This is a genomic window from Actinomadura chokoriensis (assembly GCF_039529475.1).
Classification (GTDB): domain Bacteria; phylum Actinomycetota; class Actinomycetes; order Streptosporangiales; family Streptosporangiaceae; genus Spirillospora; species Spirillospora bangladeshensis.
This window is the reverse complement of sequence record NZ_BAAAMW010000009.1, coordinates 127,943-153,880: the sequence shown is the minus strand read 5'-3', so window position 1 is coordinate 153,880 and position 25,938 is coordinate 127,943. Positions and strand designations below refer to the sequence as shown.

Annotated in this window: 24 protein-coding genes; 10 read left to right on the top strand and 14 right to left on the bottom strand. The window is 73.5% G+C overall.

The features are described 5' to 3' along the window. Positions 1–38: 38 nt before the first annotated feature. Positions 39–1,685 (top strand): FAD-dependent oxidoreductase, encoded by a 1,647-nt coding sequence (locus ABFX46_RS21115; RefSeq protein WP_346044445.1) that lies wholly within the window; start codon positions 39–41, stop codon positions 1,683–1,685. A gap of 8 nt (positions 1,686–1,693) precedes the next feature. After that, positions 1,694–3,118, top strand: a complete 1,425-nt coding sequence (locus ABFX46_RS21110; protein ID WP_346044443.1) for an ATP-binding protein — start codon at positions 1,694–1,696, stop codon at positions 3,116–3,118. 15 nt (positions 3,119–3,133) lie between these two features. On the opposite strand, the gene ABFX46_RS21105 is transcribed toward ABFX46_RS21110, so the two are convergent. Then, positions 3,134–3,928, bottom strand: a complete 795-nt coding sequence (locus tag ABFX46_RS21105) for a class II aldolase/adducin family protein (protein ID WP_346044441.1) — start codon at positions 3,926–3,928, stop codon at positions 3,134–3,136. A 129-nt stretch (positions 3,929–4,057) separates the two neighbouring features. Here ABFX46_RS21105 and ABFX46_RS21100 point away from each other — a divergent pair, with 129 nt between their 5' ends. The 3 genes from ABFX46_RS21100 to ABFX46_RS21090 are packed head-to-tail and all read left to right on the top strand — an operon-like array spanning position 4,058 to position 6,450. After that, positions 4,058–5,203 carry a helix-turn-helix domain-containing protein gene (locus tag ABFX46_RS21100; protein WP_346044440.1) on the top strand — a complete coding sequence of 382 codons (1,146 nt, stop codon included), beginning with the start codon at positions 4,058–4,060 and terminating at the stop codon, positions 5,201–5,203. A gap of 27 nt (positions 5,204–5,230) precedes the next feature. Continuing rightward, positions 5,231–6,121 carry an LLM class flavin-dependent oxidoreductase gene (locus ABFX46_RS21095; protein WP_346044438.1) on the top strand — a complete coding sequence of 297 codons (891 nt, stop codon included), beginning with the start codon at positions 5,231–5,233 and terminating at the stop codon, positions 6,119–6,121. After that, positions 6,121–6,450, top strand: coding sequence for a DMT family transporter (locus tag ABFX46_RS21090; protein ID WP_131943769.1), 330 nt, complete (start codon positions 6,121–6,123; stop codon positions 6,448–6,450). The genes ABFX46_RS21095 and ABFX46_RS21090 overlap by 1 nt, the downstream gene beginning before the upstream one ends. An 11-nt stretch (positions 6,451–6,461) precedes the next feature. Here the strand turns inward: ABFX46_RS21090 and ABFX46_RS21085 are convergent, their stop codons facing one another. From ABFX46_RS21085 to ABFX46_RS21075, 3 genes are all read right to left on the bottom strand, one after another. Continuing rightward, on the bottom strand, positions 6,462–7,313 hold the full coding sequence (locus ABFX46_RS21085; protein ID WP_346044436.1) for a helix-turn-helix domain-containing protein: 852 nt from the start codon (positions 7,311–7,313) through the stop codon (positions 6,462–6,464). Positions 7,314–7,363: 50 nt separating this feature from the next. Continuing rightward, positions 7,364–8,113 (bottom strand): hypothetical protein, encoded by a 750-nt coding sequence (locus tag ABFX46_RS21080; protein ID WP_346044435.1) that lies wholly within the window; start codon positions 8,111–8,113, stop codon positions 7,364–7,366. A gap of 146 nt (positions 8,114–8,259) precedes the next feature. Continuing rightward, positions 8,260–9,669, bottom strand: coding sequence for an aldehyde dehydrogenase family protein (locus ABFX46_RS21075; RefSeq protein ID WP_346044434.1), 1,410 nt, complete (start codon positions 9,667–9,669; stop codon positions 8,260–8,262). Positions 9,670–9,877: 208 nt separating this feature from the next. Here ABFX46_RS21075 and ABFX46_RS21070 point away from each other — a divergent pair, with 208 nt between their 5' ends. Continuing rightward, positions 9,878–11,296 carry an alpha/beta fold hydrolase gene (locus ABFX46_RS21070; RefSeq protein WP_346044433.1) on the top strand — a complete coding sequence of 473 codons (1,419 nt, stop codon included), beginning with the start codon at positions 9,878–9,880 and terminating at the stop codon, positions 11,294–11,296. A gap of 66 nt (positions 11,297–11,362) precedes the next feature. Here the strand turns inward: ABFX46_RS21070 and ABFX46_RS21065 are convergent, their stop codons facing one another. Beyond that, on the bottom strand, positions 11,363–11,833 hold the full coding sequence (locus ABFX46_RS21065) for a hypothetical protein (RefSeq protein ID WP_346044432.1): 471 nt from the start codon (positions 11,831–11,833) through the stop codon (positions 11,363–11,365). Positions 11,834–11,838: 5 nt separating this feature from the next. Further along, positions 11,839–12,510, bottom strand: a complete 672-nt coding sequence (locus tag ABFX46_RS21060) for a hypothetical protein (protein WP_346044430.1) — start codon at positions 12,508–12,510, stop codon at positions 11,839–11,841. A gap of 246 nt (positions 12,511–12,756) precedes the next feature. Here ABFX46_RS21060 and ABFX46_RS21055 point away from each other — a divergent pair, with 246 nt between their 5' ends. Further along, a complete protein-coding gene (locus ABFX46_RS21055; RefSeq protein ID WP_346044428.1) occupies positions 12,757–13,254 on the top strand; it encodes a hypothetical protein in 498 nt (165 codons plus the stop codon). A 64-nt stretch (positions 13,255–13,318) separates the two neighbouring features. Here the strand turns inward: ABFX46_RS21055 and ABFX46_RS21050 are convergent, their stop codons facing one another. The 3 genes from ABFX46_RS21050 to ABFX46_RS21040 are packed head-to-tail and all read right to left on the bottom strand — an operon-like array spanning position 13,319 to position 16,128. After that, positions 13,319–14,365 carry an ABC transporter substrate-binding protein gene (locus ABFX46_RS21050; protein WP_346044426.1) on the bottom strand — a complete coding sequence of 349 codons (1,047 nt, stop codon included), beginning with the start codon at positions 14,363–14,365 and terminating at the stop codon, positions 13,319–13,321. A gap of 22 nt (positions 14,366–14,387) precedes the next feature. Further along, the gene (locus ABFX46_RS21045; RefSeq protein ID WP_346044425.1) at positions 14,388–15,278 is read right to left on the bottom strand and encodes an ABC transporter permease; all 891 of its coding nucleotides are present in this window, start codon (positions 15,276–15,278) and stop codon (positions 14,388–14,390) included. Further along, positions 15,268–16,128 (bottom strand): ABC transporter ATP-binding protein, encoded by an 861-nt coding sequence (locus ABFX46_RS21040; protein ID WP_346044424.1) that lies wholly within the window; start codon positions 16,126–16,128, stop codon positions 15,268–15,270. The genes ABFX46_RS21045 and ABFX46_RS21040 overlap by 11 nt, the downstream gene beginning before the upstream one ends. Positions 16,129–16,287: 159 nt before the next feature. Between ABFX46_RS21040 and ABFX46_RS21035 the strand changes: the two genes are divergently transcribed. Continuing rightward, positions 16,288–17,925: a sensor histidine kinase gene (locus tag ABFX46_RS21035; RefSeq protein WP_346044422.1), complete on the top strand. Its 1,638-nt coding sequence runs from the start codon at positions 16,288–16,290 to the stop codon at positions 17,923–17,925. Next, entirely contained in the window at positions 17,922–18,587 is a 666-nt protein-coding gene (locus ABFX46_RS21030; protein WP_346044420.1) for a response regulator, read from the top strand. The genes ABFX46_RS21035 and ABFX46_RS21030 overlap by 4 nt, the downstream gene beginning before the upstream one ends. Here ABFX46_RS21030 and ABFX46_RS21025 read toward each other — a convergent pair. From ABFX46_RS21025 to aceA, 5 genes are all read right to left on the bottom strand, one after another. Further along, on the bottom strand, positions 18,536–19,528 hold the full coding sequence (locus ABFX46_RS21025; protein WP_346044419.1) for an ABC transporter ATP-binding protein: 993 nt from the start codon (positions 19,526–19,528) through the stop codon (positions 18,536–18,538). The genes ABFX46_RS21030 and ABFX46_RS21025 overlap by 52 nt on opposite strands. Next, on the bottom strand, positions 19,528–20,358 hold the full coding sequence (locus ABFX46_RS21020) for an ABC transporter permease (RefSeq protein WP_346044418.1): 831 nt from the start codon (positions 20,356–20,358) through the stop codon (positions 19,528–19,530). Before ABFX46_RS21020 ends, ABFX46_RS21025 begins: the two co-directional genes overlap by 1 nt. Beyond that, the gene (locus ABFX46_RS21015; RefSeq protein WP_163054172.1) at positions 20,351–21,139 is read right to left on the bottom strand and encodes an ABC-2 family transporter protein; all 789 of its coding nucleotides are present in this window, start codon (positions 21,137–21,139) and stop codon (positions 20,351–20,353) included. Before ABFX46_RS21015 ends, ABFX46_RS21020 begins: the two co-directional genes overlap by 8 nt. Positions 21,140–21,243: 104 nt before the next feature. Then, the gene (locus ABFX46_RS21010) at positions 21,244–22,764 is read right to left on the bottom strand and encodes a M1 family metallopeptidase (protein WP_346044416.1); all 1,521 of its coding nucleotides are present in this window, start codon (positions 22,762–22,764) and stop codon (positions 21,244–21,246) included. Positions 22,765–22,992: 228 nt separating this feature from the next. Beyond that, the gene (aceA, locus tag ABFX46_RS21005; protein ID WP_346044415.1) at positions 22,993–24,276 is read right to left on the bottom strand and encodes an isocitrate lyase; all 1,284 of its coding nucleotides are present in this window, start codon (positions 24,274–24,276) and stop codon (positions 22,993–22,995) included. 149 nt (positions 24,277–24,425) lie between these two features. Between aceA and ABFX46_RS21000 the strand changes: the two genes are divergently transcribed. Beyond that, positions 24,426–25,862, top strand: a complete 1,437-nt coding sequence (locus tag ABFX46_RS21000) for a helix-turn-helix domain-containing protein (protein ID WP_346044414.1) — start codon at positions 24,426–24,428, stop codon at positions 25,860–25,862. Positions 25,863–25,938 lie beyond the last annotated feature (76 nt).

Genomic DNA, 25,938 nt, shown 5'->3' with positions numbered 1-25,938 from the left:
TAGGATTTCAGGCGGGTTCTGGCGATAGAGGGGGACGCGTGCCCAAACCAGTGCTGCTGACCGTCGACGATGATCCGGGGGTGTCCCGGGCCGTCGCGCGGGACCTGCGCCGCAGGTACGCCGAGTCGTACCGGATCGTCCGGGCCGAGTCGGGCCGGCAGGCCCTGGACGCGCTGAGCGAGCTGCGGCTGCGCGGCGAGGACACCGCCGTGCTGCTCGCCGACCACCGGATGCCCGGGATGGACGGCGTGGAGTTCCTGGAGCACGCGATGGACCTGTTCCCGTTCGCGCGCCGCGTCCTGCTCACCGCCTACGCCGAGACCGACGCGGCGATCCGCGCGATCAACGACGTCGACCTCGACCACTACCTGCTGAAGCCGTGGGATCCGCCGGAGGAGAAGTTCTACCCGGTGATCGACGAGCTGCTGGACGCGTGGGCGCGCGCCGACCGGCGCCCGCCCGGCGAGCTGCGCGTGGTGGGGCACCGCTGGTCGTCCCGCTGCTACGAGGTCCGCGACCTGCTCGCCCGCAACCAGGTGCCTTACACGTGGCTGATGGACACCGACGAGGAGGGCGCCGAGCTGATCGCCGCGGCCGGGGCGCCGGAGCTGCCGCTGGTGGTGAAGGCGGACGGCGGCACGCTGTCGGCGCCGTCCGACACCGAGCTGGCCGCCGCGATCGGGCTGTCCAGCACCCCGTCCACCGGGTTCTACGACCTGATCGTCGTGGGCGGCGGGCCGTCGGGGCTCGGCGCGGCCGTGTACGGGGCGTCGGAGGGGCTGAGGACGGTCGTCGTCGAGCGGCACGCCCTCGGCGGGCAGGCCGGGCAGAGCTCCCGCATCGAGAACTACCTCGGCTTCCCCGACGGGGTGACCGGGGCGCAGCTCGCCGACCGGGCCCGCCGGCAGGCCGGCCGGTTCGGCGCCGAGCTGCTGCAGGCCGGGGAGGTCACCGCGCTGGAGGCGCGCGGCACCGCGCGGGTGGCGCGGCTGTCGGACGGCACGGAGATCGCCGCCCACGCGGTCATCCTCGCGACCGGCGTCTCCTACCGGCGCCTCCAGGCCGAGGGCGTGGAGGACTACGTCGGCCGCGGCGTCTACTACGGCGCCGCGCTCACCGAGGCCCCCGAGTGCAAGGACGAGGAGGTCGCCGTCGTCGGCGGCGCCAACTCCGCCGGGCAGGCCGCGGTGTACCTCGCCCGCTACGCGCGGAAGGTGCACGTCATCGTCCGGGCGGACGGCCTGGAGCGGTCGATGTCGCACTACCTGATCGAGCAGATCGAGGCGACGCCCAACATCGAGGTCCACACCGGGAAGACCGTGTGCGCGGCGGAGGGCGCCGACCGGCTGGAGCGGCTCACGTTCGCCTCCCCGGCGGGCAAGGTGACGATCGACGCGCACTGGCTGTTCGTGTTCATCGGCGCCGAGCCGGGCACCGCGTGGCTGGACGGCTTCGTCGAGCGCGACCCGCGCGGCTACGTGCTGACCGGCCCCGACCTCGTCGCCGGAGGACGCCGCCCGGCGCGCTGGCCGCTGTCGCGCCAGCCCTACCACCTGGAGACGAGCGTCCCCGGCGTGTTCGCCGCGGGCGACGTCCGCGCCGAGTCGATGAAGCGGGTCGCCTCGGCGGTCGGCGACGGCGCGATGGCCGTCGCCCTCGTCCACCGCTATCTGGAGCAGGCATAGGAGCGGGCATGGACACGGCATCGCCGGAGGAGCTGCGGGGGCTGTTCCTCTTCGAGTCCCTCGACGAGGAGAAGCTCGGCTGGCTGTCGGAGTGCGGGACGGTCGAGGCGTTCCCCGAGAACGGCGTGATCTGCGCGCAGGGCGACCCCGCGGAGTTCCTGTACGTGCTGCTCGACGGCGAGATGGTGATGACCCAGACGGTGCGGGGGCACGCGGTCGAGGTCAGCCGGACGTCCCGTCCCGGCACCTACGGCGGCGCCGTGCAGGCCTACCTGGGCGACAAGATCGAGCAGAAGTACCAGCACACGCTGCGGGCGACCGGCCCGGCGCGGGTCTTCCGGCTGCCGGCCCGCAAGTTCTCCAAGGCCGTCCGCAAGTGGTTCCCGATGGGCGCGCACCTGCTGGAGGGCATCTTCTTCGGGATGTCCAACGCGCGGCGGATCGTGGACCAGCGGGAGCGGCTCACCGCGCTCGGCACGCTCACCGCCGGGCTCACCCACGAGCTGAACAACCCGGCCGCGGCGGCGGCGCGGGCCAGCGCCGAGCTCGGCGACCGCCTGCTGGCCTCGCAGCGGACGCTCGCCGACCTCGCCGCGCAGGGGGTCGACTGCACGCACCTCAGCGCGCTCGTGTCGCTGCGCCCGGCGCTGCCCGCCCCGCCGGGCGGCCGCCGCAGCCCGCTGGAGGTCAGCGACGCCGAGGACGAGCTCGGCGACTGGCTGGAGGACCACGGCGTCGGCGAGGCGTGGGACCTCGCGCCCGGCCTGGTCTCCGCCGGCATCGGGATCGAGCAGGCCGAGGAGGTCGCGGGCGCGGCCGGCGAGCACCTCCCGGCGGCGATGCGCTGGCTCGCCGAGGTGCTGGAGGTCGCGCAGCTGCAGGCGGAGATCTCCGACGCGATGGGCCGCATCACCGCGCTGCTGGACTCGGCCCGCCAGTACTCCCAGCTCGACCGGGCCGCCTACCAGCGCGCCGACCTGCGCGAGCTGCTGGACAGCACGCTCACCATGCTCAAGCGCAAGTTCGGGCCGGACGTGACGGTGAAGGTCGACTACGACGAGTCGCTGCCGCCCGTCCCGGTCTACGCGGCGGAGCTGAACCAGGTGTGGACGAACCTGATCGTCAACGCGCTGCAGGCGATGCAGGGGTCGGGCACCCTCACCGTCCGGACCGCGCGGGAGAACGACCACGCGCTGGTGGAGATCGGCGACACCGGGGTCGGCATCCCCGAGGAGAACCTCGACCGCATCTACACGCCGTTCTTCACCACCAAGCCGGTGGGGGAGGGCACCGGCCTCGGCCTCGACATCTCCTGGCGCATCGTGGTCGGGCGCCACGGCGGCGACATCCGGGTGCGGTCCCTGCCGGGCGACACCCGCTTCCAGGTGCTGCTCCCGCTCACCGAACCCGACACCGCCGACTCCGCCTCCTAGGCCGGGGAGTCCGGACTACTCGAACAGGTCCGGCTGCTCGCGGGTGATCTGGTCGTAGAGGGGCTGGTAGTTGATCCAGCCGACCAGGTCGTTGCCGATCTGCTCGTGGGTCAGGACGGCGTTGTCGTGCTCGATGGGCACGACCTCGCCGGCGGCCTTGGCGAGGAGCTGCACCTGGCAGGAGCGCTCCATCGTGATGAACCACCAGGCGGCGGCGTCCACGGTGTCGCCGACGGTCAGCAGGCCGTGGTTGCGCAGGATGACGGCCTTGTGGCCGCCGAGGGCGGCGGCGATGCGCTTGCCCTCCTCCAGGTCGGTGACGACGCCCGTGTAGTCGTCGAACAGGCCGTGGTCCTGGTAGAACGCGCACACGTCCTGGGTGATCGGCTCCAGCTTCCGGCCGAGCGCGGAGACCGCCCGCCCGTAGGTGGAGTGGCTGTGCGCGGCGGCGACCACGTCCGGGCGCGCCTGGTGCACCTGGGAGTGGATCGCGAACGCGGCCTCGTTGACCGGGTAGCGGCCCTCGACGACCTTGCCCTCGTGGTTCACCAGGATCAGGTCGCTGACCTTGATGTGCTTGAACGACATGCCGAACGGGTTGACCCAGAAGTGGTCGGTGCGCTCGGGGTCGCGCGCGGTGATGTGCCCCGCCACGCCCTCCTCGAAGCCGAACTTCCCGAAGATGCGCAGCGCGGCGGCCAGCCGCTCCTTGCGGTGCCGGCGCTCGTCCGCGACGTCGTCGAACGAGGGCGGCAGCCGGAAGATCAGGTCGGTCGGCAGCTTCTCCAGGAACTCGTCCTCATCGGACATCGGTGCGACTCCTCAGGCTCGTCTTCCCCCAACCGAACACCATGGCGGCGTCGCGCCGCTAGACCGGAGCGGCCCAACCGCCCCGCGCCCGGTTGTCCGGACGGGACAACGGCGCGGCAGAATGCAGGGATGGAGGTGGGCACGGGCGACCGGTTCCTGCGGCTGCTGATCGAGCACAGCGGCGACCCGGTGGTGCTGGAGGCGACGGTCCGCGCCGCGCGCGGGCGGTCCGAGCTCGTGGCGGCGCTGCCGGAGGAGGAGACCCGCAGGCACGTCCGCGCCCTCGTGCGGGGGGTGCTCGCCGCGCTGGAGGACGGCGGGCCCGGAGCGGACGTCCTCGCGGCGGCGGAGCGGCTCGGCTCGGACCGGGCGCGGCAGGGCGTGCCCGTCGCGGCGTTCCTGGACGGCTTCCAGGCGGGCCGCGCCCACCTCGTCCGGATGCTCGTCGCGGAGGGCCGCCGCCTGGAGGTGCCGGACGCCGTGCTGCTGGACGGCGTGACCCGCATCGACGAGATCACCACCGCGCTCGTCCACCGGATGGTCCACGCGCACCGGGTCACCGAGCTGGAGATGGCCCGGACCGCGCGGGAGGCCCGCGTCCAGCTGCTGCGGCAGCTGCTGCACGGCGAGGCCGTCCCGGTCGGCGCGCCGCTCGACGCGGACGGCGCGTACCACTGCGTGGTGTCCGACGTCAGCGACCCGGTGGTCGCGGCGCGGCTGGAGACGGAGCTGACCGCCGCCGGGCCCGGCCTGTGCGGGCTGGTGGACGGCCGGTTCGCCGCTCTCGTCGCCCGGCTGCCGGAGCCGGCGGCCGGTCCCGCGCGGTCCGGTCCGCTGCTGGTGGCCGCGCCGCCGGTGCGCCCCGCCGAGGTCGCGCCGGTGTACGGGCTGGGGCGCCGGGCGCTGCGGGCGGGCGCCGGCGCCGGGCTCACCGGCATGCGGGAGCTGGCCGACCTCGCGCTGCTCACCGCCACCGAGGCCGAGCCGGAGCTGGGCGGCCTGCTCGCCGCCGCGCTGCTGTCCGGCCTCGACCGGGACGACCCCTTCCACCTGGAGCTGGCCGAGACGGCGCTGGCCTACCTCGACCACGGCGGCCGGATCGAGTCGGCGGCGGCGGCGCTGCACGTCCACGGCAACACCGTCAAGTACCGGATCCGGCGGCTGCGGGAGCTGACCGGCCGCCCGCTGTCCGACCCGGCGGGCGGCGCCGCCGTGGCGCGCACCGCGCACTGGTGGTGGGCCCTGCGCCGGTGGATCGCCGAGACCAGGGCATGATCGGTTCCGGGCATGATCGGTCCGGGCATGACGAGAGCGGAGGAACGGGTGGCGGCACCGAAGATCGGCACGGTGATGTGGCCGATGCAGTCCTGGCCCGAGGCGGGGGAGCTGTGGCGGCGCGCCGAGGACCTCGGGTTCCGGCACGCCTGGGTCTACGACCACCTCGCCTGGCGGGGCACGACCCCCTGGTACGACGCGTACACGACGCTGGCCGCCGCCGCGGCGGTGACCTCGCGGATCCGGATCGGCACCATGGTGACCTCGCCGAACTTCCGGCATCCCGTCCCCACCGCGCACGCGATCAGGACGATCGACCACGTGAGCGGCGGGCGCGCCACCATCGGGATCGGGTCGGGCGGCACGCACCGCGCCTCCGACGCGGGCGTCCTCGGCGGGGACGCGTGGACGCCGGGCGAGCGCGCCTCCCGCTTCGCCGAGTGGACGGAGCTGCTCGACCGGCTGCTGACCGGGCCGAAGACGACCTTCGAGGGCGACTACTACACCGCGCGGGACGTGATCGCGGAGCCCGGCTGCGTCCAGCGCCCGCGGGTGCCGTTCGTCATCGCCGGGGACGGGCCGCGCGGCATGCGGGTCGCGGCCCGGCACGGCACCGGCTGGGTCACCGGCGGCGGCGCCGAGGGCGTGGAGCCGTACGACGCCGTGCGCTCCCGGCTCGCCGCGCTCGGGGCCGCGTGCGAGGAGGAGGGCCGCGAACTCGACGACCTGATCTTCATGACGGGGTTCACCGACGAGCCGTGGCTGGAGTCGCCGGAGGCGTTCGCCGACCTCGCGGGACGCTACGCCGAGCTCGGCATCACCGAGATCGTGCTGCACTGGCCGCGCCCCGGCACGCCGTGGGAGGCCGACATGAAGGTGTTCGAGGCGATCGCGGCCGAGTACGGAGAGGCGCGCTGATGCCGTTCGTGCTGCTCGGGTTCGCGATCGCGTTCGAGGTGACGGCGACGCTGGCGATGCGGGCCTCCGAGGGGTTCACGAGGCTGTGGCCGTCCCTGATCGTGGTCGCCGGGTACCTGGTCTCGTTCGTGTTCATGGCGAAGGCGCTGACGTCGCTGAACGTCGGCCCGGTCTACGCGATCTGGTCGGCGCTCGGCACGATCGGCGCGTTCGCCGGCGGCGTCCTGCTGTTCGGCGAGCAGCTCAAGCCCCTCACGATCGCCGGCGCGGTGATCATCGTGATCGGGGTCGTCGTGATGAACCTCGGCGGCGGCGTCCACCAGGGCTGACCGCCTCCGCGTCAGGCGGGTTCGGAGAGGGTGCTGATGCGCTGCTGCTCGAGCTGCCCGCCGATCAGCTCGGTCGGCGTGCAGCCCGACAGCGCGCGGAACTCGCGGTTGAGGTGGGCCTGGTCGTAGTAGCCGCAGGCGAACGCGGCCTCGGCGAAGCCGGCGCCGCCGGTCAGCAGCCCGACCGCGCGCCGGAAGCGGAGCACCCGCGCCATCACCTTGGGCGGCAGCCCCGCCTGCTCGCGGAACCGGTTCGTCAGGTGCTTGCGGCTCCAGCCGACGTCGGCGGCGAGGTCGGCGACCGAGACGGCGGGGTCGCCGTCGAGCAGCCGCCACGCCCGCGCCACCTCCCGGTCGGGGACGGGGCCGGCGTCGAGGCGGCGCAGCAGGAAGCCGTCCAGGATGTCGAAGCGCGCGCCCCAGGAGGGGGCGGCGGCGAGCCGCTCGACCAGCGCGTCCGCGTCCCGGCCGAGCAGGTCGGGCAGGTCGGCCGCCGCGTTGGTGAGGTGGGCCATCGGGACGCCGAGCAGCGTGTAGGCGCCGAGCGGCGTCACGTCGAGCTGGATGCCGCGCTGCCCGCCGGGGCTCACGTACATGCCGTGGCCGTCGTGCATCCCGGCGACGAACGACCCGTACTCGCGGTCGCGGACGCCGGGGTCGGGGACCTCCAGGTACAGCGGCGTGCCCAGGTTGATGATCACGACGGTGGTGCGGGTGGGCAGCGTGCGCATCCGGGTGGGGACGGCGGCCGTCTCCCAGTAGCCGTCGTAGGAGCGCAGGAACGGGCGCAGGGCGGGGTGCGGGCGGCCCTGCGCCAGCCACCAGCCGCCCCGGTCGGTCAGCTCGACCGGCCTGTCGCTCATGCTCCCAGTCCTACCACGCGGGTCCGACAGGACCCGGGGGCGGAACGGGACTACTCGTACACCTGCCCGCACACCGCGATGCGGGCCAGGTCGTCCCAGGTCATGGTGGTGATCGTGCGGACGTAGGAGCGCGCGGGCGGCTCCCCGGGCCGGGGCGGCAGCGGCACGCGGGCGCCGTCGGCGGCGTCCCAGCCGCCGAGGCTGCCGGCGACCGCGCACTCCAGGTACGTCGCCGGGTCGAAGTTGTACCAGCGGGCCGGGGTGGCGCGGGCGCCCGAGCCGGGCGGGCGGGGCGCGTCCACGCCGAACCGCGCCTGCGGGCCCGGCGGGTGGACGAGGAAGTCCTCCAGGTCGGCGATCTGGGACAGCAGGACCCGCTCCCAGTCGGCGTACCCGTCCGGCTCGGCGCCGGGCAGCGACAGGTCCTTGACGCTCCACGCCGGGTCGACGTCGGCGGGCGGGGTCGTGGACGCCGCCGCGAACATCGCCGCCACGTCGTCGGGTTCCAGCCGGGCCTGGTCACTCAGCGGAGCGCTGACCTTCCACAGGGACCGCAGGAACGCCGACAGCGACCAGGACGCGGCCCGCGCCTCCTGGCCGAGGTGCAGGAACACCAGGTACAGGTCGCGGTTGGTGCGGACGGCGGGACCCGGCGGCCCCTCGACCCAGTAGGTCTGCTTGTGCCGGACGCCGCTCTCCATCACCAGGACCTGCGCCAACGCCGATATGCGCGAGTCGTGGGAGGCCACGTGGAAGGTGTTTCCGAGATCGTCCCGACGCATGACGTCCCACGTTTGCATGCGGCTCCTTCACAGGTCGCGGTGCGGTCTCCACGGCCCCCGCTCAGAAAGTGTCCCATTCCAGGAGCCGACCGCCAGTAGTGGCCGTGTCACTTTCCGGACTCGAAGTCGTGACTTTCCGCTCATGTAGTACGCGCCCGGTCCGTTCAGAGCCTGGAGCGGTGGATCACCTGGAGCTCGGTGAAGCCGTAGAGGCCCCACGGCCCGTTCTCGACGCCGACGCCGCTCCACTTGAACCCGCCGAACGGCTGGTGCGGGGCGAGCGCCAGGTGGGTGTTGACCCAGGCGGTGCCGCACTCCAGCCGCCCGGCGACCTCGGCGGCCCGGTCGGCGTCGGTGCCCCACACCGAGCCGGACAGCCCGAAGTGGGTGCCGTTGGCGCGGGCGAGCGCCTCCTCGACGTCGGTGTACTTCACGATCGGCAGCGCGGGGCCGAACTGCTCCTCGTCCACGATCCGGGCGCCGTCCTCGATGTCGGCGAGGATCGTGGGCTCGAAGAAGTAGCCGGGGCCGTCGACGGGCCCGCCGCCCGCCGCGGCGCGGGCGCCGCCCGCGAGCGCGTCGGCGACCAGCTCCGAGACCCGCTCGTACTGCGGCCTGTTGTTGATCGGCCCGTACTGGACGCCCTCCCGCATGCCGTCGCCGACCCTGGCGGCCTTCGCCCGCTCGGCGAGGGCGTCGACCACGTCCCCGTAGAGCGCCTCCGGCACGTACACGCGCTTGATCGCCGAGCAGACCTGGCCGTTGTTCTGGAACGCGGCGCCGAACAGCCGGTCGGCGACCGCGGCGGGGTCGGCGTCGTCCAGCAGGATCGCGGGGTCGTTGCCGCCGAGCTCCAGCGTGACGCGCTTGAGGTCGGGGGCCGCCGCGGCGGCGACCCGCTTGCCGGTCGCGACACTGCCGGTGAAGCTGATCTTGCGGGGGACGTCGTGCGCGGTCATCCAGGCGCCGAGCTCGTCGCCGCCGGTGACGACGTTCAGCACGCCGGGCGGCAGCACGTCGCGCAGCACCTCGCCGAGCTTCAGGCTGGACAGCGGGGTGAACGGGGACGGCTTGAGGACCATCGTGTTGCCCGCGAGCAGCGCCGGCGCGATCTTCCACACGCCGAGCAGCAGCGGGAAGTTCCACGGGGTGATCGCGGCGACCACGCCCATCGGGCGGCGGACGACCTCGACCAGCGCGCTCGCGTCGTCCTGGATCACCTCGCGGGGCAGTTCCAGCTCGGCGAAGTACTTCAGCCAGACGCCGGCGCCGACGACCTCCATGGTCGCGTCGGCGAGCGGCTTGCCCTGCTCCAGGGTCAGGATGCGGCCGATCTCCTCCGACCGCGCGAACATGACGTCGGCCGCCGCGAGCAGCGCCTTGCGGCGCACGGACTCGTCGCGGCGCCACTCGGCGCCGGCGGCCAGCGCCGCGGCCATCGCCGCGTCGAGCTGCTCCCTGGAGGCGTCGGGCGCCTGCTCGGCCACCTCGCCGGTCGCCGGGTTGATCACCCCGAAGGTGCCGGGCGCGTCCACGGCCGCGCCGTCGATGGTCATCGAGAAGGTCTCGGACACCGTTGATCCTCCGCTCAGGGGGTTACCGAACGAGATTCAGTATTCACCTTCGCCGCCCGCCTGACGAGGTCCCGCGCCCCGGAACCCGCCCGGAACCCGCCCGGAGCACGCACCGGAGGCGGCTGGGGACGGCCCGGCGGGCGGCGCGCGGATGGCCGGATCCGGCGAGATCCCCGCCCGCGCCGCGGAACCGAGTGGTGATCATCACATGCGATCACGTCTCACCGCGGTGTTCGCCCTCACCCTCGCCCTCGCCGCATCCGGCGGGGCGACGGCGGCCGCAGCACCCACAGCGCCCCCGCCCGCACCGTCCCCGCCGCGCTTGGCCGACCCGCACCCGTGCGCGGGCAAGACCGGGTTCACCTGCGCGTTCCTGACCGTCCCGCTCGACCACCGGAATCCCGGCAAGGGCACCCTGAGGCTCCAGGTCGCGATGGCGGACGACGCGGGCGCGCCCAAGGGGGTCCTGCTCTTCCTCACCGGCGGGCCGGGCCAGCCCGGCGTCCCGTTCATCGACGGGATCTCCGCGCGGATGCCGGAGCTCGCGGAGAACTACCGGTTCGTCATGATCGACCAGCGCGGCACGGGCGAGTTCGGCGCGATCGACTGCCCGACGCTGCAGGCGGAGGTCGGCAGCAGCGACATCGAGCCGCCCGCGCCCGCGGCGGTCGATGAATGCGCCGGCGTCCTCGGGGACCGGCGGCACTACTTCACCACCGAGCAGACCGTCGGCGACCTCGAGGTGCTGCGGCAGGCGCTCGGCGTGCGGAAGATGACCGTGGACGGCGTCTCCTACGGCACCATGACCGGCGCGAGCTACGCCGTCCGGTACCCGCGGCACGTGAGCAGGCTCGTCCTGGACTCGGTGCTGCCGCACGTCGACCCGCAGCGCGACGACATGCTCTACCTCACGGGCCTGCGGGCCACCGCGCGCGTCCTGCGGGACGCCTGCGAGACCGCGCCCGCGTGCGGGTTCGACCCGGCGGAGGACCTGGCCTGGCTCGCCCGCCACCGCGACGACGCCGTCCTCATCTGGGACATGCTGGTGTCCTACGAGTTCCTCGACCCGACCTACCGGGACGAGAACTCCCTGCCGAACGGCTGGGGCGACGCGGTGGCCGCCATCCACGAGGCCCGCCGCGGCGACCCGGCGCGGCTCGACCGGCTGCTGCAGATCATGGACTCCGGCGGCGACGACGTCACCCGGTACAGCTCCGGCCTGCACATCGCGACGATCTGCGGCGACGGCCACTTCCCCTGGGGGACGTCGGAGACCCCGCCCGCCCTGCGCCGGGCCGCGCTGGAGCGGACGCGCCGGCACCTCCCGGCCCGCGCCACCTGGCCGTTCACCGCCGACACCGCGGTCGGCAACGGGTTCGTCCAGGAATGCCTGCACTGGCCCTGGTCGCGGCACACCGCCGAACCGCACCGGGCGAAGATCACCGTCCCCGTCCTGCTGCTGAACGGCGACCGCGACCTGTCGACACCGCTCGAATGGGCGCGCGAGGAACTCGGCCGCGCCCCGCGCGGCACGCTCGTCGTGGTGAAGGGCGCCTCGCACTCCATCCAGAACCGCGAACGCGGAACCCAGGGCCGCGAGGCCGTCTACCGGTTCCTCAACGGCTGATCACCGGGATCCGCACGGAAGGCGGAGGGCGCCCCGCGGTGCCGCGGGGCGCCCTCGTCCCGGCCGTCACGAGGCGTAGATGCGGTCCAGGAGGTCCCGGTAGCCGCGCAGCGCCAGCCGGAGCCGCTCGGTGTCGGCGGGGCCGTCGCCCTCCAGCGCGCCGGACAGCGTCCGCCGGTGCGCGGCGATCGCGCGACCGAGGGCGTCGACCGCCTCGCCGGCCAGCTCGTCCGCCTTGCGCACCGACGCGCCCGGATCGTCGATGAACGCGGACTGGACGTCGCGCCAGCGCTCCCGGAACCGCTCGGTCTCGGCCGGGTCGAACAGCGCGTCCGGCACCGCGGCCGGTGCCGGGCCCCGGGCCGGCCTCGGGACGGGCGCCGGCGCCGGGCCGGGGGCGGGCATCGGGTCGGGGGCGGTGTCCGGGACGGGGCCGGGCCCGTCCATCGCGGGGGGCTCGGGCGCGCGGCCGGCGACGCGGGTGTCGCCGGGCACGCCGGGCCCCGGGACCCGCTCATCGTGCCGCCTGTGCTCCATGGGGGTCAGCTCCTCCGGGTCTCGGCGGACGGCGTCCGCGCGGGCGGCGCCTCGGCGGCCGGACCGGTGGCGGGCTCGGTAGCGGCCTCGGCGGCGGGCTCGGCGGCCGGGCCGTCCGCGGCGTGCCGGCCGTGCCGCTCCCGGCCGGGCGCCGCCAGCAGCTCCTCGAACAGGGCGCGGTAGTGCACCATGGCCTGCCGCAGGTCCTCCGTGGACGCCTCCTGGGACGCGGCCCGGCCGCTGATCGCGTGGGCGCGCCGGTAGTGCTCCATCGTCCGTCCGTGCTCCACCGACAGGTGGGCGACCTTGTCCTCGAACCCGTGCGTCGGGTAGCCGCGCTCGCCCATCACCACCGTGACGAGGCCGTCGGCCTGCTCGACCGCCGCCTCCGGGGTGTCGACGAAGCGCTCCTGGACCCGGACCCACTGGTCGTGGTATTCCTCGCGCCGCCGCGGGTCGAGCTCCCGCAGCTCCAGCTCCTCGTGGCGCTGCTCGCGGGAGCGCAGCTCCCGCTCGGCGGCGGCGCGGCCGCCCTCGTCGCGCAGGACCCGGTCGTACTCCGGGCCGAACCGCCGCTTGAGCCGCCGCGTCCGCGACCTGGTCCGTGCCAGGTGCACGGCCGCGACGGCCGCGGCGACGACCACTACGGCGATGACGACCCATATCGCGGTCGACATTGTCTCCTCCAACGTGCGTCGGATCGAATGAGACGCCGATGCCCGGTCAATGGCGTTCAAAACGAACCACCATGAAACGGTCAGCCGCCGGGAGGGCGCGGAACGCCCGGCAGAACCCCGCCGAGGCCGGAGTCGGCGGCCATTGGGACGGATTTACTGCGCTATAGCCGATTGGCGTGTTGTCATTGGGGCGCCACGGAACCAGTCGCGCCCGGCGGCGGGCGCGCGCGAAGGGTGTGATGCGCGGTGCGCCATGCGTTCGGCTTCGTCCTCGGCGTCCTGCTGACACCCGCGCTGCTCTACGGCGCCGCCTGGGGCTACGTCCAGGCCGGGCAGTCCTTCGACGGCACCGGGCAGGAGATCACCGACCGCACCCGCATCTACGGCGCGTTCGCCCTGCTCGCGGCCGTGGGCCTGGTGATGGGCGTGGTCATCGTCGCGCGCTGGGCGTCGCCGCTGGTCTCGCTGGTGCCCGCGCTCGCGCTGCTCGGCCTCACCGCCTGGTTCCTGGTCGAGCCCGGCCGCGTCCTCGACCTGCCCGGCAAGGTGCCGCCCGCCGGCGACATGGACGCCGGGCTGCGGATGCTGCTCGGCTCCGGCCTGTACGCGATGATGGGGCTCGCGCTGCTGATGCCGAGCTGGGCGCCGCGCCGCTGGAGCTCCGACCGCGACGACGACGCCGACATGGACTTCTACTCCGCCATGGACCGCGACGACAGGCGCGCCGACCGGCGGATGCGCTGACGGTCCCGCGCGGGGCCGGTGGGCCGGGCCCCCGCGCGGGCCCGGCCCTGACTCCGGCGCCCGCTCAGGACTGCTTCGCCTTGGTCGCGAACCGGGTCGTGTAGGTCTTCGACAGGTCGATCTGGTCCTTCTTCTCGCCCACCTCGGGGGAGAACTGCGCCAGCACCTTCAGGACGTTCTCCGCCGCGTCCGGCTTCATGACCCCGTCCCCGTTGAACATGCTGATCGAGTCGCCGATCGCCTTCTCGTACAGCGCGGGGTCGCCGCCCGCGTAGTCCTCCGGCATCTTCGCGGCGATCTCGGCGGGCTTGTGCGCCTTGATCCAGCCGAGCGTCTTCACGAACGCGTTGGCGAGCTTCTGCACGGTCTCGGGGTGCGAGGCCACGTACGCGCAGTCCATGTAGAGGGAGCTGGACGGGTACAGCCCGCCGAGCGCCTTCCGGGTGCCCTCCTCGGTGCGCATCTCGACCATGACCTCGGCCTTTCCGGTGCTGACGAGCTTGGCGATGGTCGGGTCGGTCGTCATGCCCGCGTCGATGCCGCCGTTGTCCATCGTGGAGATGAACGTCTGCCCGGCGCCCGCCTTCACCGTCGTGTAGTCGGACGTCTTCACTCCGTTCCGCACGGCGAGCGCGCGGGTGATGAAGTCGGTGGACGAGCCCGGGCTGGTGACGCCGAGCTTCCTGCCCTTGAACGCGGCCGGCGACGGCAACTCCCGGGCCTTCGAGGCCGCCACCATCTCGGCCTCGCCGGGCACGTCGGCCATCTGCACGACGCTCTCCACGCACTTGCCCTTGGTCTGCAGGTGGATGGAGTGGTCGTAGAAGCCGACGACGGCCTGCACGTCGCCGGAGATCAGCACGTTCTCGGCCTGCGCGCCCGCCGGCTCGGTGAGCAACCGGACGTCCAGCCCCTGCTCCTTGAAGTAGCCGAGCTGCTCGGTCAGCTTGGCGGGCAGGTAGATGACCTTGTCGATCCCGCCGACCATGATCTTGACGGTGCCGCCGGACGCGTCGGCGCCGCCGCGCGAGTCGCGGCAGGCCGACAGGGACGACAGGGCGGTGAGGGCGGCGAGCGCGGCGGCGCTCACCCGCACGGGCGTACTGGGCATGGGGTTCTCTCCCGTCGGGGGGTCAGATCTGGACGTCGTGGCCGGAGACGGAGGGGCGCCAGCGCAGCAGCCGGCCCTCCAGCAGCGTGAGCAGCCACTCGGCGAGCAGGGCCAGCACGGTGATGATGATCATCCCGGCGTAGATCCCGGCGGCGTCGAAGGTGCCCTGGGCGTGGTTGATGAGCAGGCCGAGGCCCTTGTCGGCACCGGTGTACTCGCCGACGATCGCGCCGATGATGGCGAACCCGAACGCCGAGTGCAGCGAGGCGAGGATCCAGGACGTGGCGCTCGGCACCACGATCGTCCACAGCACCTGGAGCCGGCCGGCGCCGAGGATCCGCGCGTTGTTGACGAGGTTCCGGTCGACCTCGCGGGCGCCCTGGAAGGCGTTGAAGAACACCGCGAAGAACACCAGCACGAACGCCGTCGCGATCTTGGACTGCATGCCGAGCCCGAACCAGATGATGAACAGCGACGCCAGGATGATCCGCGGGATCGCGTTGACGGCCTTGATGAACGGCGCGCACACGTCCGACAGGAACCGGCTGCGGCCGAGCACGATGCCGAGGACGACGCCGCCCGCCGCGCCGAGCGCGAAGCCGATGACGGCCTCCTCCAGGGTGACGGTGATCTGCTCCCAGATCGACCCCTGCGAGGTGCCCTCGGTGAACCAGCCGGCGAGCCGCTCCCAGATCTTGGACGGCATCGAGTAGTAGAACGGGTCGATCCAGTGCCGGGCGGCCAGCTCCCACGACCCGAGCCACGCCGCGACGAGCGCGACCCGGACGGCGTTGATGCCGAGGGCGCGGCGCAGCCCGGCGGTCCGCGCCCGCGCGATCGCGGCCAGCTCGCCGCGGTCGCCGTCCGCCGCGGCGGACGGCGCCTTCTCGATGGTCTCCGCGTCACGCGGCATGGCCGGCGCCCCTCTCCCGGGTGATCTGGACCTCTTCGCGCAGCGAGTCCCACACCTCGCGGTAGATGTCGAGGAAGGCGCCGGTGAGGCGGACCTCCTCGGCGTCCCGCGGCCGGTCGAGCGGCACGTCGAACACCGCCTTGACGGTCGCGGGACCCGCGGTCATCACCACGACCCGGTCGGACAGGACGAGCGCCTCCTCCAGGTCGTGCGTGACGAACACGACGGCGGCGCCGGACCCCGACCACAGCCGCAGCAGCTCGTCCTGCATCAGCCCCCGGGTCTGCACGTCCAGCGCGGAGAACGGCTCGTCCATCAGCAGCACGGACGGCTCGTTCACCAGGGTCTGCGCGAGCGCGGCGCGCTTGCGCATGCCGCCGGACAGCTGGTGCGGGTAGTAGCCCTCGAAGCCGGCGAGGCCGACCCGCGCGACCCAGTCGCGGGCGCGGTCGCGGGCCGCGCGGCGGGACGCGCCCCGGTAGCGGGGGCCGGCGGCGACGTTGTCCAGGACGGACCGCCACGGCAGGACGGCGTCGTTCTGGAACATGTAGCCGACGCCGTCCGGGATGCCGTCGACCGGGCGGCCCTGGACGAGGACGCGCCCCTCGGACGCCGGCTCCAGGCCGGAGACGAGGGACAGGGTGGTCGACTTGCCGCAGCCGGTCGGGCCGACCACGGCGACGAACTCGCCGGGACCCACGCACATGTGCAGGTCCCGGACGGCGGTGTGCACGCCGCCGGCCGACCGGAAGCGCTTGGTGGCGCCGGCCAGCTCGATCACCGGACCGGCGGGCCGCTCGCCGCTCTGCTCTCGGGACTTCGCTCGTTCGGACTTCGCTCGTTCGGACACGGCGGCACCGTACGAATGTGGCGCGGGTCACCGGAACCCTTGCCCGCGATGTGCTCGCAAGCCGCGAATCCCCACGTTGCGTGCGTTACCGGGACTTCTGCTCGTTCTGCTCACCGGGGGGCTGGGCGGCCGGGGCGGCATCGATTACCGTGACACGTCATGTCCGTCCGGCCCCGCATCTCCTTCGCCCGGCAGGTGCTGATCCTCCAGGTCGGCGTGGTCGTCGTGGTGGCCGTCCTCGGGTACGGGCTGGTCGCCTGGATGCTGGACGGCCGGCTGCGCGACCAGTACGGCCAGCGGGCCCTCACGGTCGCGCGGGCCGTCGCCGTCGATCCGGAGATCCGCGACGCGGTCGCGGCCGGGGACCCCGGGCGCACCGTCCAGGACCGGGCCGAGCGGGTCCGCGTCCGGACCGGGGCGCTGTTCGTCGTGGTGACCGACGGGCGCGGCATGCGGCTGTCGCACCCCAACCCGGACCGCCTCGGGGAGCGGGTGAGCACCGACCCGTCCGACGCGCTCGCCGGCCGGGAGGTCGTCCGGGTCGAGCGCGGCACGCTCGGCCTGTCCGCGCGCGGCAAGGTGCCCCTGTACGGGCGCGACGGCCGGGTCCTCGGCGAGGTCAGCGTCGGGTTCGACGCCCGCGCGATCGACCGGGAGCTCGCCCGCGTGCTGCGCGAGATGTCGCTGTTCGTCGCGGGCGCCGTCCTGCTCGGCGTGGCCGCCTCGGCGGCGATCGGGCGCCGGCTGAAGCGGCAGACGCTCGGCCTGGAGCCGTACGAGCTGGTCGAGCTGGTCCACGAGCGGGAGGCGGTGCTGCACGGCGTCGGCGAGGGCGTCGTGGCCGTCGACACCGCCGGGCGGATCGCGGTGTGCAACGACGAGGCGTCCCGGCTCCTCGGCGCCACCCCCGAGCGGGGCGCGCCCGCCGGGGACCTCGCCGCCGAGGGGGCCTTGCGGGACGTCCTGACCGGCGAGCACGAGGCCGCGAACCTGTTCGTCACGGCGGGGGACCGGGTCCTCGTCGTCAACCGGCGCGAGGTGCGCCGCGACCGCCGCGACCTCGGCGCCGTCATCACGCTGCGCGACCGCACCGACCTGGAGACCCTCGCCCGCGAGCTGGACTCGGTCAGCACCCTGTTCGACGCCCTGCGCGCGCAGCGCCACGAGTACTCCAACCGGCTGCACACCCTGGCCGGCCTGCTCCATCTCGGGCACACCGAGGAGGCCGCCGAGTACGTCGGGACGCTGATGGAGGACGCGGCCCGCCGCGCCCCCGCGCCGGACAACCTGCCCGACCCGCTGTCGGACCCCTACCTGCGCGCGTTCCTGTCGGCGAAGTCCGCCGTCGCCGCCGAGAAGGGCGTCCGGCTCGACATCGGCGCGGGCAGCTACGTGCCCGGCCGCGTCGCCGACCCCCTCGACGTGACGACCGTCGTCGGGAACCTCGTCGACAACGCGGTGGAGGCGGCCCGGCTCGGCCGCCGGCGGCCCGCCCGCGTCGAGGTCGAGCTGCTCGGCGACGGCCGCGACCTGCACGTCACCGTCGCCGACTCCGGCGACGGCCTCCCCGAGGGGCTCCGCGACGCCGTGTTCGACGACGGCGTCTCCACCCGCGCCGCCGCGGCCGGGCGGCCGCGCGGGCTCGGCCTCGGCCTGGCGCGCCGCACCGCCCGCGCCCGCGGCGGCGACGTGGCGTTCGTGGACGCCGGGCCGGACGGGCCGGGCGGGACGGGGCGCAGCGGGGCCGTGGCGGTCGCCAGGATCCCCGGAGTACTGGGCGCGGAGGCGGTGCGGTGATCAGCGTGCTGGTGGTGGACGACGACTTCCGGGTCGCGCAGGTCCATGCGAAGTTCGTGGCGGCGCTGCGCGGGTTCACCGTCGCCGGGGTCGCGCACACCGCCGCGCGGGCCCGGTCCATGGCCGCCGAGCTGGCGCCCGACCTCGTCCTGCTCGACGTCTACCTGCCGGACGCCTCGGGCCTGACCCTGCTGCCCGAGCTGGACGCCGACGTCATCATGGCGACCGCGGCGGCCGAGCCCGGCGCCGTCCGGGAGGCGCTGCGCCGCGGCGCCCTGCACTACCTGGTCAAGCCGTTCACCGCCGCCGCGCTGAACGCGCGGCTCACCGCCTACGCCCGCTACCGGGAGGCGCTGTCCGGCGAGCACGAGCTGTCGCAGGCCGCGCTGGACGGCGCGGTCCGGGCCCTGTACGCGCCGCTGCACGGCCAGCCGCCCCCGCCGAAGGGGCAGTCGCCGGTGACGGCGCGGCTGGTCGGCGACGCGCTGCGGCGCGCGGACGCGCCCCGCTCCGCCGCCGAGATCGCCGGCCAGGTCGGCATCTCCCGCGCCACCGCGCAGCGCTATCTGGCCGCGCTCGCCCAGGCGGGGCGGGTGGTGGTGACGCTGCGCTACGGCGCGACCGGCCGCCCCGAGCACCAGTACGCGTGGTCGCCCCGGTAGAGCCCGGCGAGGACGTCCTCGATCCCCGACTCCCGCAGCGCGATGTCGCGGACGTCGTGGACCCGCGCCAGCTCGGCGATGACCGCCGCCGCGTTCGCCGAGCGCGGCAGCCGCAGCCACTGCCGGGGCCCCTCCACCCGCTCGGCCTCGATCCCGTCCAGCGCGATCGGCGGGCCCGGCCTGGCCAGCTCCACGACGAGCAGCCGGTCGGCGTCCACGGTGCGGCGCAGCTCGTCCAGCCCGCCGTCGAAGGCGAGCCGCCCGTGGTCGATGATCATGACGCGGCGGCAGAGCCGCTCGATGTCGCCGAGGTCGTGCGTCGTGAGCAGCACGGTCGTGCCGCGCTCGACGTTGATGCGCGCGAGGAAGTCGCGGACCGTCGCCTTGCTGACCACGTCCAGGCCGATCGTCGGCTCGTCCAGCACGAGCAGCTCCGGGTCGTGCAGCAGCGCGGCGGCGAGGTCGCCGCGCATCCGCTGGCCGAGGCTGAGCTGCCGGACCGGGGTGTCGAGGAACGGCTCCAGCTCCAGCAGCGCGGTCAGCTCGGCGAGCCGCGTCCGGTGCGCCGCCGCCTCCACCCGGTACAGCCGCCGGACGAGGGCCAGGCTGTCGCGCAGCGGCAGGTCCCACCAGAGCGTCGTCCGCTGCCCGAACACGACGCCGAGCCGGCGCGCGAGCACGGTCCGCCGCCGCGACGGGTCCAGCCCGCAGACCCGCAGCGTGCCGGACGACGCGGTGAGGATCCCCGTCAGCATCTTGATCGTCGTGGACTTCCCGGCCCCGTTCGGGCCGAGGTAGCCGACGAACTCGCCCGGCTCGACGGTGAACGACACGCCGTCCACCGCGCGCACGGCCGTGCGGGTCCGCCGCAGGCCGCCCGAGCGCGACCGGACGGTGAACGACTTGGCGACGTCCTCGGCCTCGATCACCGGCACCGGCATCAGCTCCCTGTCGAACGGTAGTGCCGCAGCCCCGCCCGCCACGCCACCGCGCCCAGCCCGCACACCAGCACCGCGACGGCCGGCGAGGCGAACCGGGCGGCGTCCGGCAGCCCGAGCGGGTCGGGGCGGTCCAGGACGTACAGCGCCGGCATCCAGTTGACGAACGCCAGCGGCACGACGAACGTCACGCCGCGCACGAAGTCGCGGGCGAACATGGTCATCGGGTACTGCGTGAGGAACGCGCCCCCGTAGGTCACCGACTTGCTCGCGCCGTGGCTGTCGATCAGCACGAACTGCACGGCGCCGGTCAGCACCCACAGCCCGCCGAAGATCGCCGTCCCGGACAGCACCATGGCGGGGACCGCGGCCACCCGGCCCGGCGTCCAGGCGACGTCGGCCTCCGCGAGCGCGTACGCCAGGACGAGCACGGCCGGGACGAGCTTGCCGAAGCGCCGCGGCGAGAACTCCTCCGCCGCGATCTGCACGAGCGGGCTCACCGGCCGGACCAGCATCGCGTCCAGCGTCCCCTGCCGCACGTGGTGCCCGAGCCGCTCCGTCGTGCCGAGCAGGATGTCGGAGACGCCGAACGCCAGCGCCGACGTCCCGTACAGGAACAGGACCTCCGGCGCCGCGAACCCGGCGATGCGGGGGGCGTGCGCGAACAGCAGCAGGATCGCGGCCGCGTCCAGCCCGGTGACGACGGCGGTCGTCAGCGCCAGCAGCACCATCGACACCGGGTACTGCGCCGCCGCGCGGATCCACGTCCAGGTGAGCAGCCCGTACATCCGGACCGTGCCGGTCACCGGAGAGCCGGCCCCGGGGTCAGCCACCGTGCACCACCAGCTTCCGGCGCGCGGCCCGCGTCAGCAGCGCCCCGGCCGCGAGCAGCGCGGCGGCCCACGCGGCCTGGAAGGCCAGCGCGCCGAGGATCCCGGCGCCGGTGTGCCGGCCGAGGAACACGTCCGCCGGCACCTGGATCTGCGCCGCCCAGGGCAGCGCCAGCGCGGCGTCGCCGAGCCGGCCCGGGAAGACCACCAGCGGCAGGATCATCCCGGAGAAGAACAGCGACATCACGAGCGTGACGGCCTGCAGGCCGCGGTCGTCGTGCAGCCAGAACATCCCGAGGGCCACCAGGTAGCGCAGCCCGAAGCCGACCGTCACCGCGAGCACGACCGCGACCGCGAACGCGGCGAGGTTCGCGGGGGCGGGCGCGCGGAACGGGAAGACCAGCGCGCCCGCCAGCAGCGGCGGGGCGGCGCGCAGCAGCAGCGAGCCGGCCGCGCGCCCGAGGTCGTCGGCGAGCCACCAGCCCTGCAGCCCGACCGGCCGGTGCAGGTCGATCGCGACGTCGCCGTTGCGGATGCGCTCGGTGAGGTCCATCCCGCCGAAGATCTGCACCGGCCCGATCAGCGCCTGGGTGATGAAGCAGAACGTGACGGCGTCGGCCGCGTCGTACCCGCCGAGGGACGGCCGGACCTCCCACAGGGCCAGCAGGACGTAGGCGCGCATGAAGCCGAAGACGGTGTTGGTCAGCGACTCGGTCAGCGAGCCGAGCGGATACGCGGTGTGCCGCCGGAAGCCGTACCACCACACCCACGGAAGGACCCCCACTTACCGGAAGCCTAGAGAGCCGGGCGGCCTCCCACCACGTAATCCGACACAGAACCGGGCCCCGGCGGATCTCGCCGGGGCCCTGTTTCCGCGTGCGCGGGACGCTAGGGGAGCGGGGGCTTGATGGGGGAGTAGAGCCAGTCCTTGAAGAACCCGCTCAGGTCCTGGCCGGAGATCTGCTGCGCCAGCGACGTGAACTGCGCGGTGTTGCCGTTGCGGTACTTGTGGCGGGCGAACCAGGTCCGCAGCAGGGTGAAGAACGTCTCGTCGCCGACCTTCTCCCGGAGGAACTGCAGCATCATGCCGCCGCCGTTGTAGACGCGGTCGTTGAACATGGTGTCGCGCTGCGGGTCGGCGGTCAGCACCGACCAGAACGGGCGCCCCTCGCGGTCGGGGAACGGGCGGGCGGCGTAGGTGGCGCGGGCCGCGTCGTGGACGGTCCGGCCGCCGTTCACCTCGGTGTAGTACCAGGCGGCCCAGGTCGCGAAGCTCTCGTTCAGCCAGACGTCCTTCCATTGCTCCGGCGAGACCGCGTCGCCGAACCACTGGTGCGCCAGCTCGTGCGCGATGGTGCCCGTGCTGCGGACCGCCGAGTAGACCGGCTTGCTCTGCGTCTCCAGCGAGAACCCGAGCGGCTGCCCGTTGTAGCGGGCGTCGTCGGCGATCGCGCCGGTGCTGCCGAACGGGTACCGCCCGAACGTCCTGGACCAGAGGTCGGTGACCTCGCTGGTGGTGCCGTAGAAGAAGTCCACCGCGTCCGGCTGCGTCTGGAGCAGGACGGGGTCGACCGCCGTGTAGTTGGGGACCCCGCCGGGCGTGCGGCCCTGCTTCACGTCCCACTTGCCGATGTCGATCGTGGTGAGGTAGCTCGCCATCGGGCTGTCCTCGCGCCAGCGGTACACCTCGGCGCGGGCGCGCCCGTCGCGGCGGCTGAACGAGGCGACGGCGGAGCGGTGCCCCGTGGGCCGCCCGTTGGCGACGGCGGTCAGGCCCTCCGGGACGGTGATCGTGTAGTCGTAGGTCGCCTTGTCGCTCGGGTGGTCGTTGACCGGGAACCAGGTGCGGGCGCCGTTCGGCTCGCCGCCGACGAAGGCGCCGTCCGGCGTGTGCAGGAACCCGTAGGGGGAGCCGAACACGATCGGGGAGCCCACGATGGTCTGCGGCACGCCGCCGTACTCGACGACCGTCCGGAACACCGAGCCCTTCCGCAGGCCCCGCGCCGGCGTGATGATCAGCTCCTGGCCCTGCCGGGTGTAGCGGGCGGTGCGCCGGTCGACCCAGATCCGCTCCACGTCCATGCCGGACAGGTCCAGGTCGAACCGCGACAGGTTCTGCGTGGCCCGCGCGGTGATGGTCACGGTGCCGTCGAGCTGGTCGTAGTCCGGGTCGTAGCTCAGGTCGAGCGAGTAGTGCCGGACGTCGTAGCCGCCGTTGCCCTCCAGGGGGAAGTAGGGGTCGCCCACTCCGGAGGCGCCGGGGGTGAAGCGCCCGTGGCCGGGTCCGTGGCCGTGCCCGTCCGCGCTCGCGGCGGGCGCGAACGCGACGACGCTCACGGCGGCGACGGCGATCGGGAGCATCCGGCCGGGGATCGCCCGGGACCGGATGGACCGGGGGTGACGCGCCATCAGAGATCCTCTCTCCGAGATGATCAACTAGCGCGCTCACGATGCGCCCTTTCGGAGCCCCTGTCGAGATTTCTAGCCGCATGTGGCCGCGGCGGGGGCGGCCGGGCGCGCGCGGCCGGGGGCATGCGCGGCCCGGGCATGTCCGGGCATACCAGAAGGCCCCCGCGGGTGTAGGGACGCGGGGGCCTTCGGGGTCCGAGGGGGGTCAGACCGGAAGAACGGCGGGGATCAGTGGAACTGGCCCTCTTCCGTGGAGCCCTTCAGGGCCGTGGTGGACGAGTCCGGGTTGATCGCGGTGCTGACCATGTCGAAGTAGCCGGTGCCGGCCTCGCGCTGGTGCTTGACCGCGGTGAAGCCCTTCTCGGCCGCCGCGAACTCGCGCTCCTGCAGCTCGACGTAGGCCGTCATGCCGTCGCTGGCGTAGCCGTGTGCCAGGTCGAACATGCTGTAGTTCAGCGCGTGGAACCCGGCCAGCGTGATGAACTGGAACTTGAAGCCCATGTGGCCGAGCTCGCGCTGGAACTTGGCGATGGTCGCGTCGTCCAGGTGCGCCTTCCAGTTGAAGGACGGCGAGCAGTTGTAGGCCAGCATCTGGTCGGGGTACTCGGCCTTGACCGCCTCGGCGAACTTGCGGGCCTGCTCCAGGTCCGGGGTGCCGGTCTCCATCCAGATCAGGTCGGAGTACGGCGCGTAGGCCTTGGCGCGGGCGATGCAGGGCTCGATGCCGTTGCGGACCCGGTAGAAGCCCTCCGCGGTGCGCTCGCCGGTGGTGAACTCGCGGTCGCGCTCGTCCACGTCCGTCGTGATCAGGGTCGCGGCCTCGGCGTCGGTCCGCGCGATGATCAGGGACGGCACGCCCGAGATGTCCGCCGCGAGACGGGCGGTGTTGAGGGTCTTGATGTGCTGCGAGGTCGGGATGAGGACCTTGCCGCCGAGGTGGCCGCACTTCTTCTCGGAGGCCAGCTGGTCCTCCCAGTGCACGCCCGCGGCGCCCGCGGCGATCATGCCCTTCATCAGCTCGAAGGCGTTCAGCACGCCGCCGAAGCCGGCCTCGGCGTCGGCCACGATCGGGGCGAGGAAGTGCGTGTCGCCCTCACCCTCGGCCCACTGGACCTGGTCGGCGCGCAGCAGCGCGTTGTTGATGCGGCGCACGACGGCCGGGACCGAGTTCGCCGGGTAGATGCTCTGGTCCGGGTAGGTCTGGCCCGCCAGGTTGGCGTCCGCCGCGACCTGCCAGCCGGACAGGTAGATGGCCTTGAGGCCGGCCTTGACCTGCTGGACGGCCTGCAGCCCGGTCAGCGCGCCGAGGCTGTGGACGTAGTCCTCCTCGTGCAGGAGCTTCCACAGGCGCTCGGCGCCGAGGCGCGCGAGGGTGTGCTCCTCCTGGACCGAACCGCGGATCCGCACGACCTCCTCGGCCGTGTACGTCCGCTCGACGCCCTTCCACCGGGCGTCGGTCTCCCACTGTCGCTGCAGCTCCTCGGCTGCGCCCTTGAGGCGACTGTCGCTCATGATCTCGCCCTTCCGTGTCGTCCCCTGGGTGCTTGCAACGACTATGCCCCGGATGCAAGCCCCAAATGAACTCGTGAGTAACGAAAGAACTGCGAAATTTCCGCTACCATGAAGCCGTGACGACCTTGCGCCAAGAAGAACCCCTCAACTTGACGAGTGACGTAGACCTCGTCACCTTCGGCCAGCGGCTCCGGCACCTCCGGCGTGGCCGCGGCCTGACGCTGTCGGAGCTCGGCGAGCGCGTCGGCCGCGCCCCCTCCCAGCTCTCCCTGCTGGAGAACGGCCGGCGCGAGCCGAAGCTGTCGCTGCTCCAGGCGCTCGCCGCGGCGCTGGAGTGCCCGGTGGAGGAGCTGCTCCGCCGCCAGCCGCCGAGCCGCCGCGCCCAGCTGGAGATCCAGCTGGAGGAGGCCCAGCGCGACCCGCTGTACCGGACGCTCGGGCTGTCGCACCTCAAGGTCGGCAAGCGGATGCCCAACGAGGTCATCGAGCACATCCTCGCCCTGTACGGCGAGCTGAAACGCAGCCGCACCAAGCCGACCGCGAGCCCGGAGGAGGCGCGCAAGGCCAACGCCGAGCTGCGCCGCCAGATGCACGAGCGCGGCAACCACTTCGCCGACATCGAGCGGGTCGCCTCGCAGACCCTCGACGCGGTCGGGTACCGGCGCGGCGCGGTGTCGCAGGGGCTGCTGATGACGCTGGTCGGCCACTTCGGCTTCAGCCTGCAGTACGTCCAGGACCTGCCGCGCTCGGTCCGGTCCGTCACCGACCTGCGCAACCGGCGGATCTACCTGGAGCGCGAGCAGCTCGGCATGCACACGCCGCGGACGATCCTGCTGCAGACGCTCGGGCACATCGCGCTCGACCACGACCAGCCGCGCGACTTCGCCGACTTCCTGCGCCAGCGCGTGGAGGCCAACTACTTCGGCGCGGCGATCCTGATGCCCGAGCGCAGCGTCGTCCCGTTCCTGCAGGAGGCCAAGGCCGCGCGGGAGCTGTCCGTGGAGGACCTCGCGGACGTCTTCTCCGTCTCCTACGAGATGGCCGCGCACCGCTTCACCAACGTCGCGACCCACCACCTCGACCTGCAGCTGCACTTCACGAAGAACGACGAGAACGGCACCATCTACAAGGCGTACGCCAACGACGGCCTGGCCTTCCCCCAGGACGAGGACGGCGCGATCGAGGGCCAGCGGATGTGCCGGGAGTGGGCCGGGCGGCACGTGTTCGGCGCCGCGGACCGCTTCTCCGTCTACTACCAGTACACCGACACCCCCAAGGGGACGTACTGGTGCCTGTCGCACATAGACCCCAGCCACGAGCGCGACTTCGCGATCACGCTCGGCGTGCGGTTCGAGGACTCGCGCTGGTTCCGCGGGCGGGAGACGACCCGGCGGGTCAAGTCCGCCTGCCCCGACGGCGACTGCTGCCAGCGCCCCCCGAAGGAGCTGTCGGACCGCTGGGAGGGCATGGCGTGGCCGTCGGCGCGCGCGCACTCGCACGTGCTGTCGGTCCTGCCGCCCGGCGCGTTCCCCGGCGTGGACGACGCCGACGTGTACGAGTTCCTCGACAAGCACGCCGCCGAATGACCGGTGTGTTGCGCCCGCGTCAACTCTTCGGGTCGTTTCCCCGCCGCCCGTTCCGGCGGTGAATGATCTGGGAGGA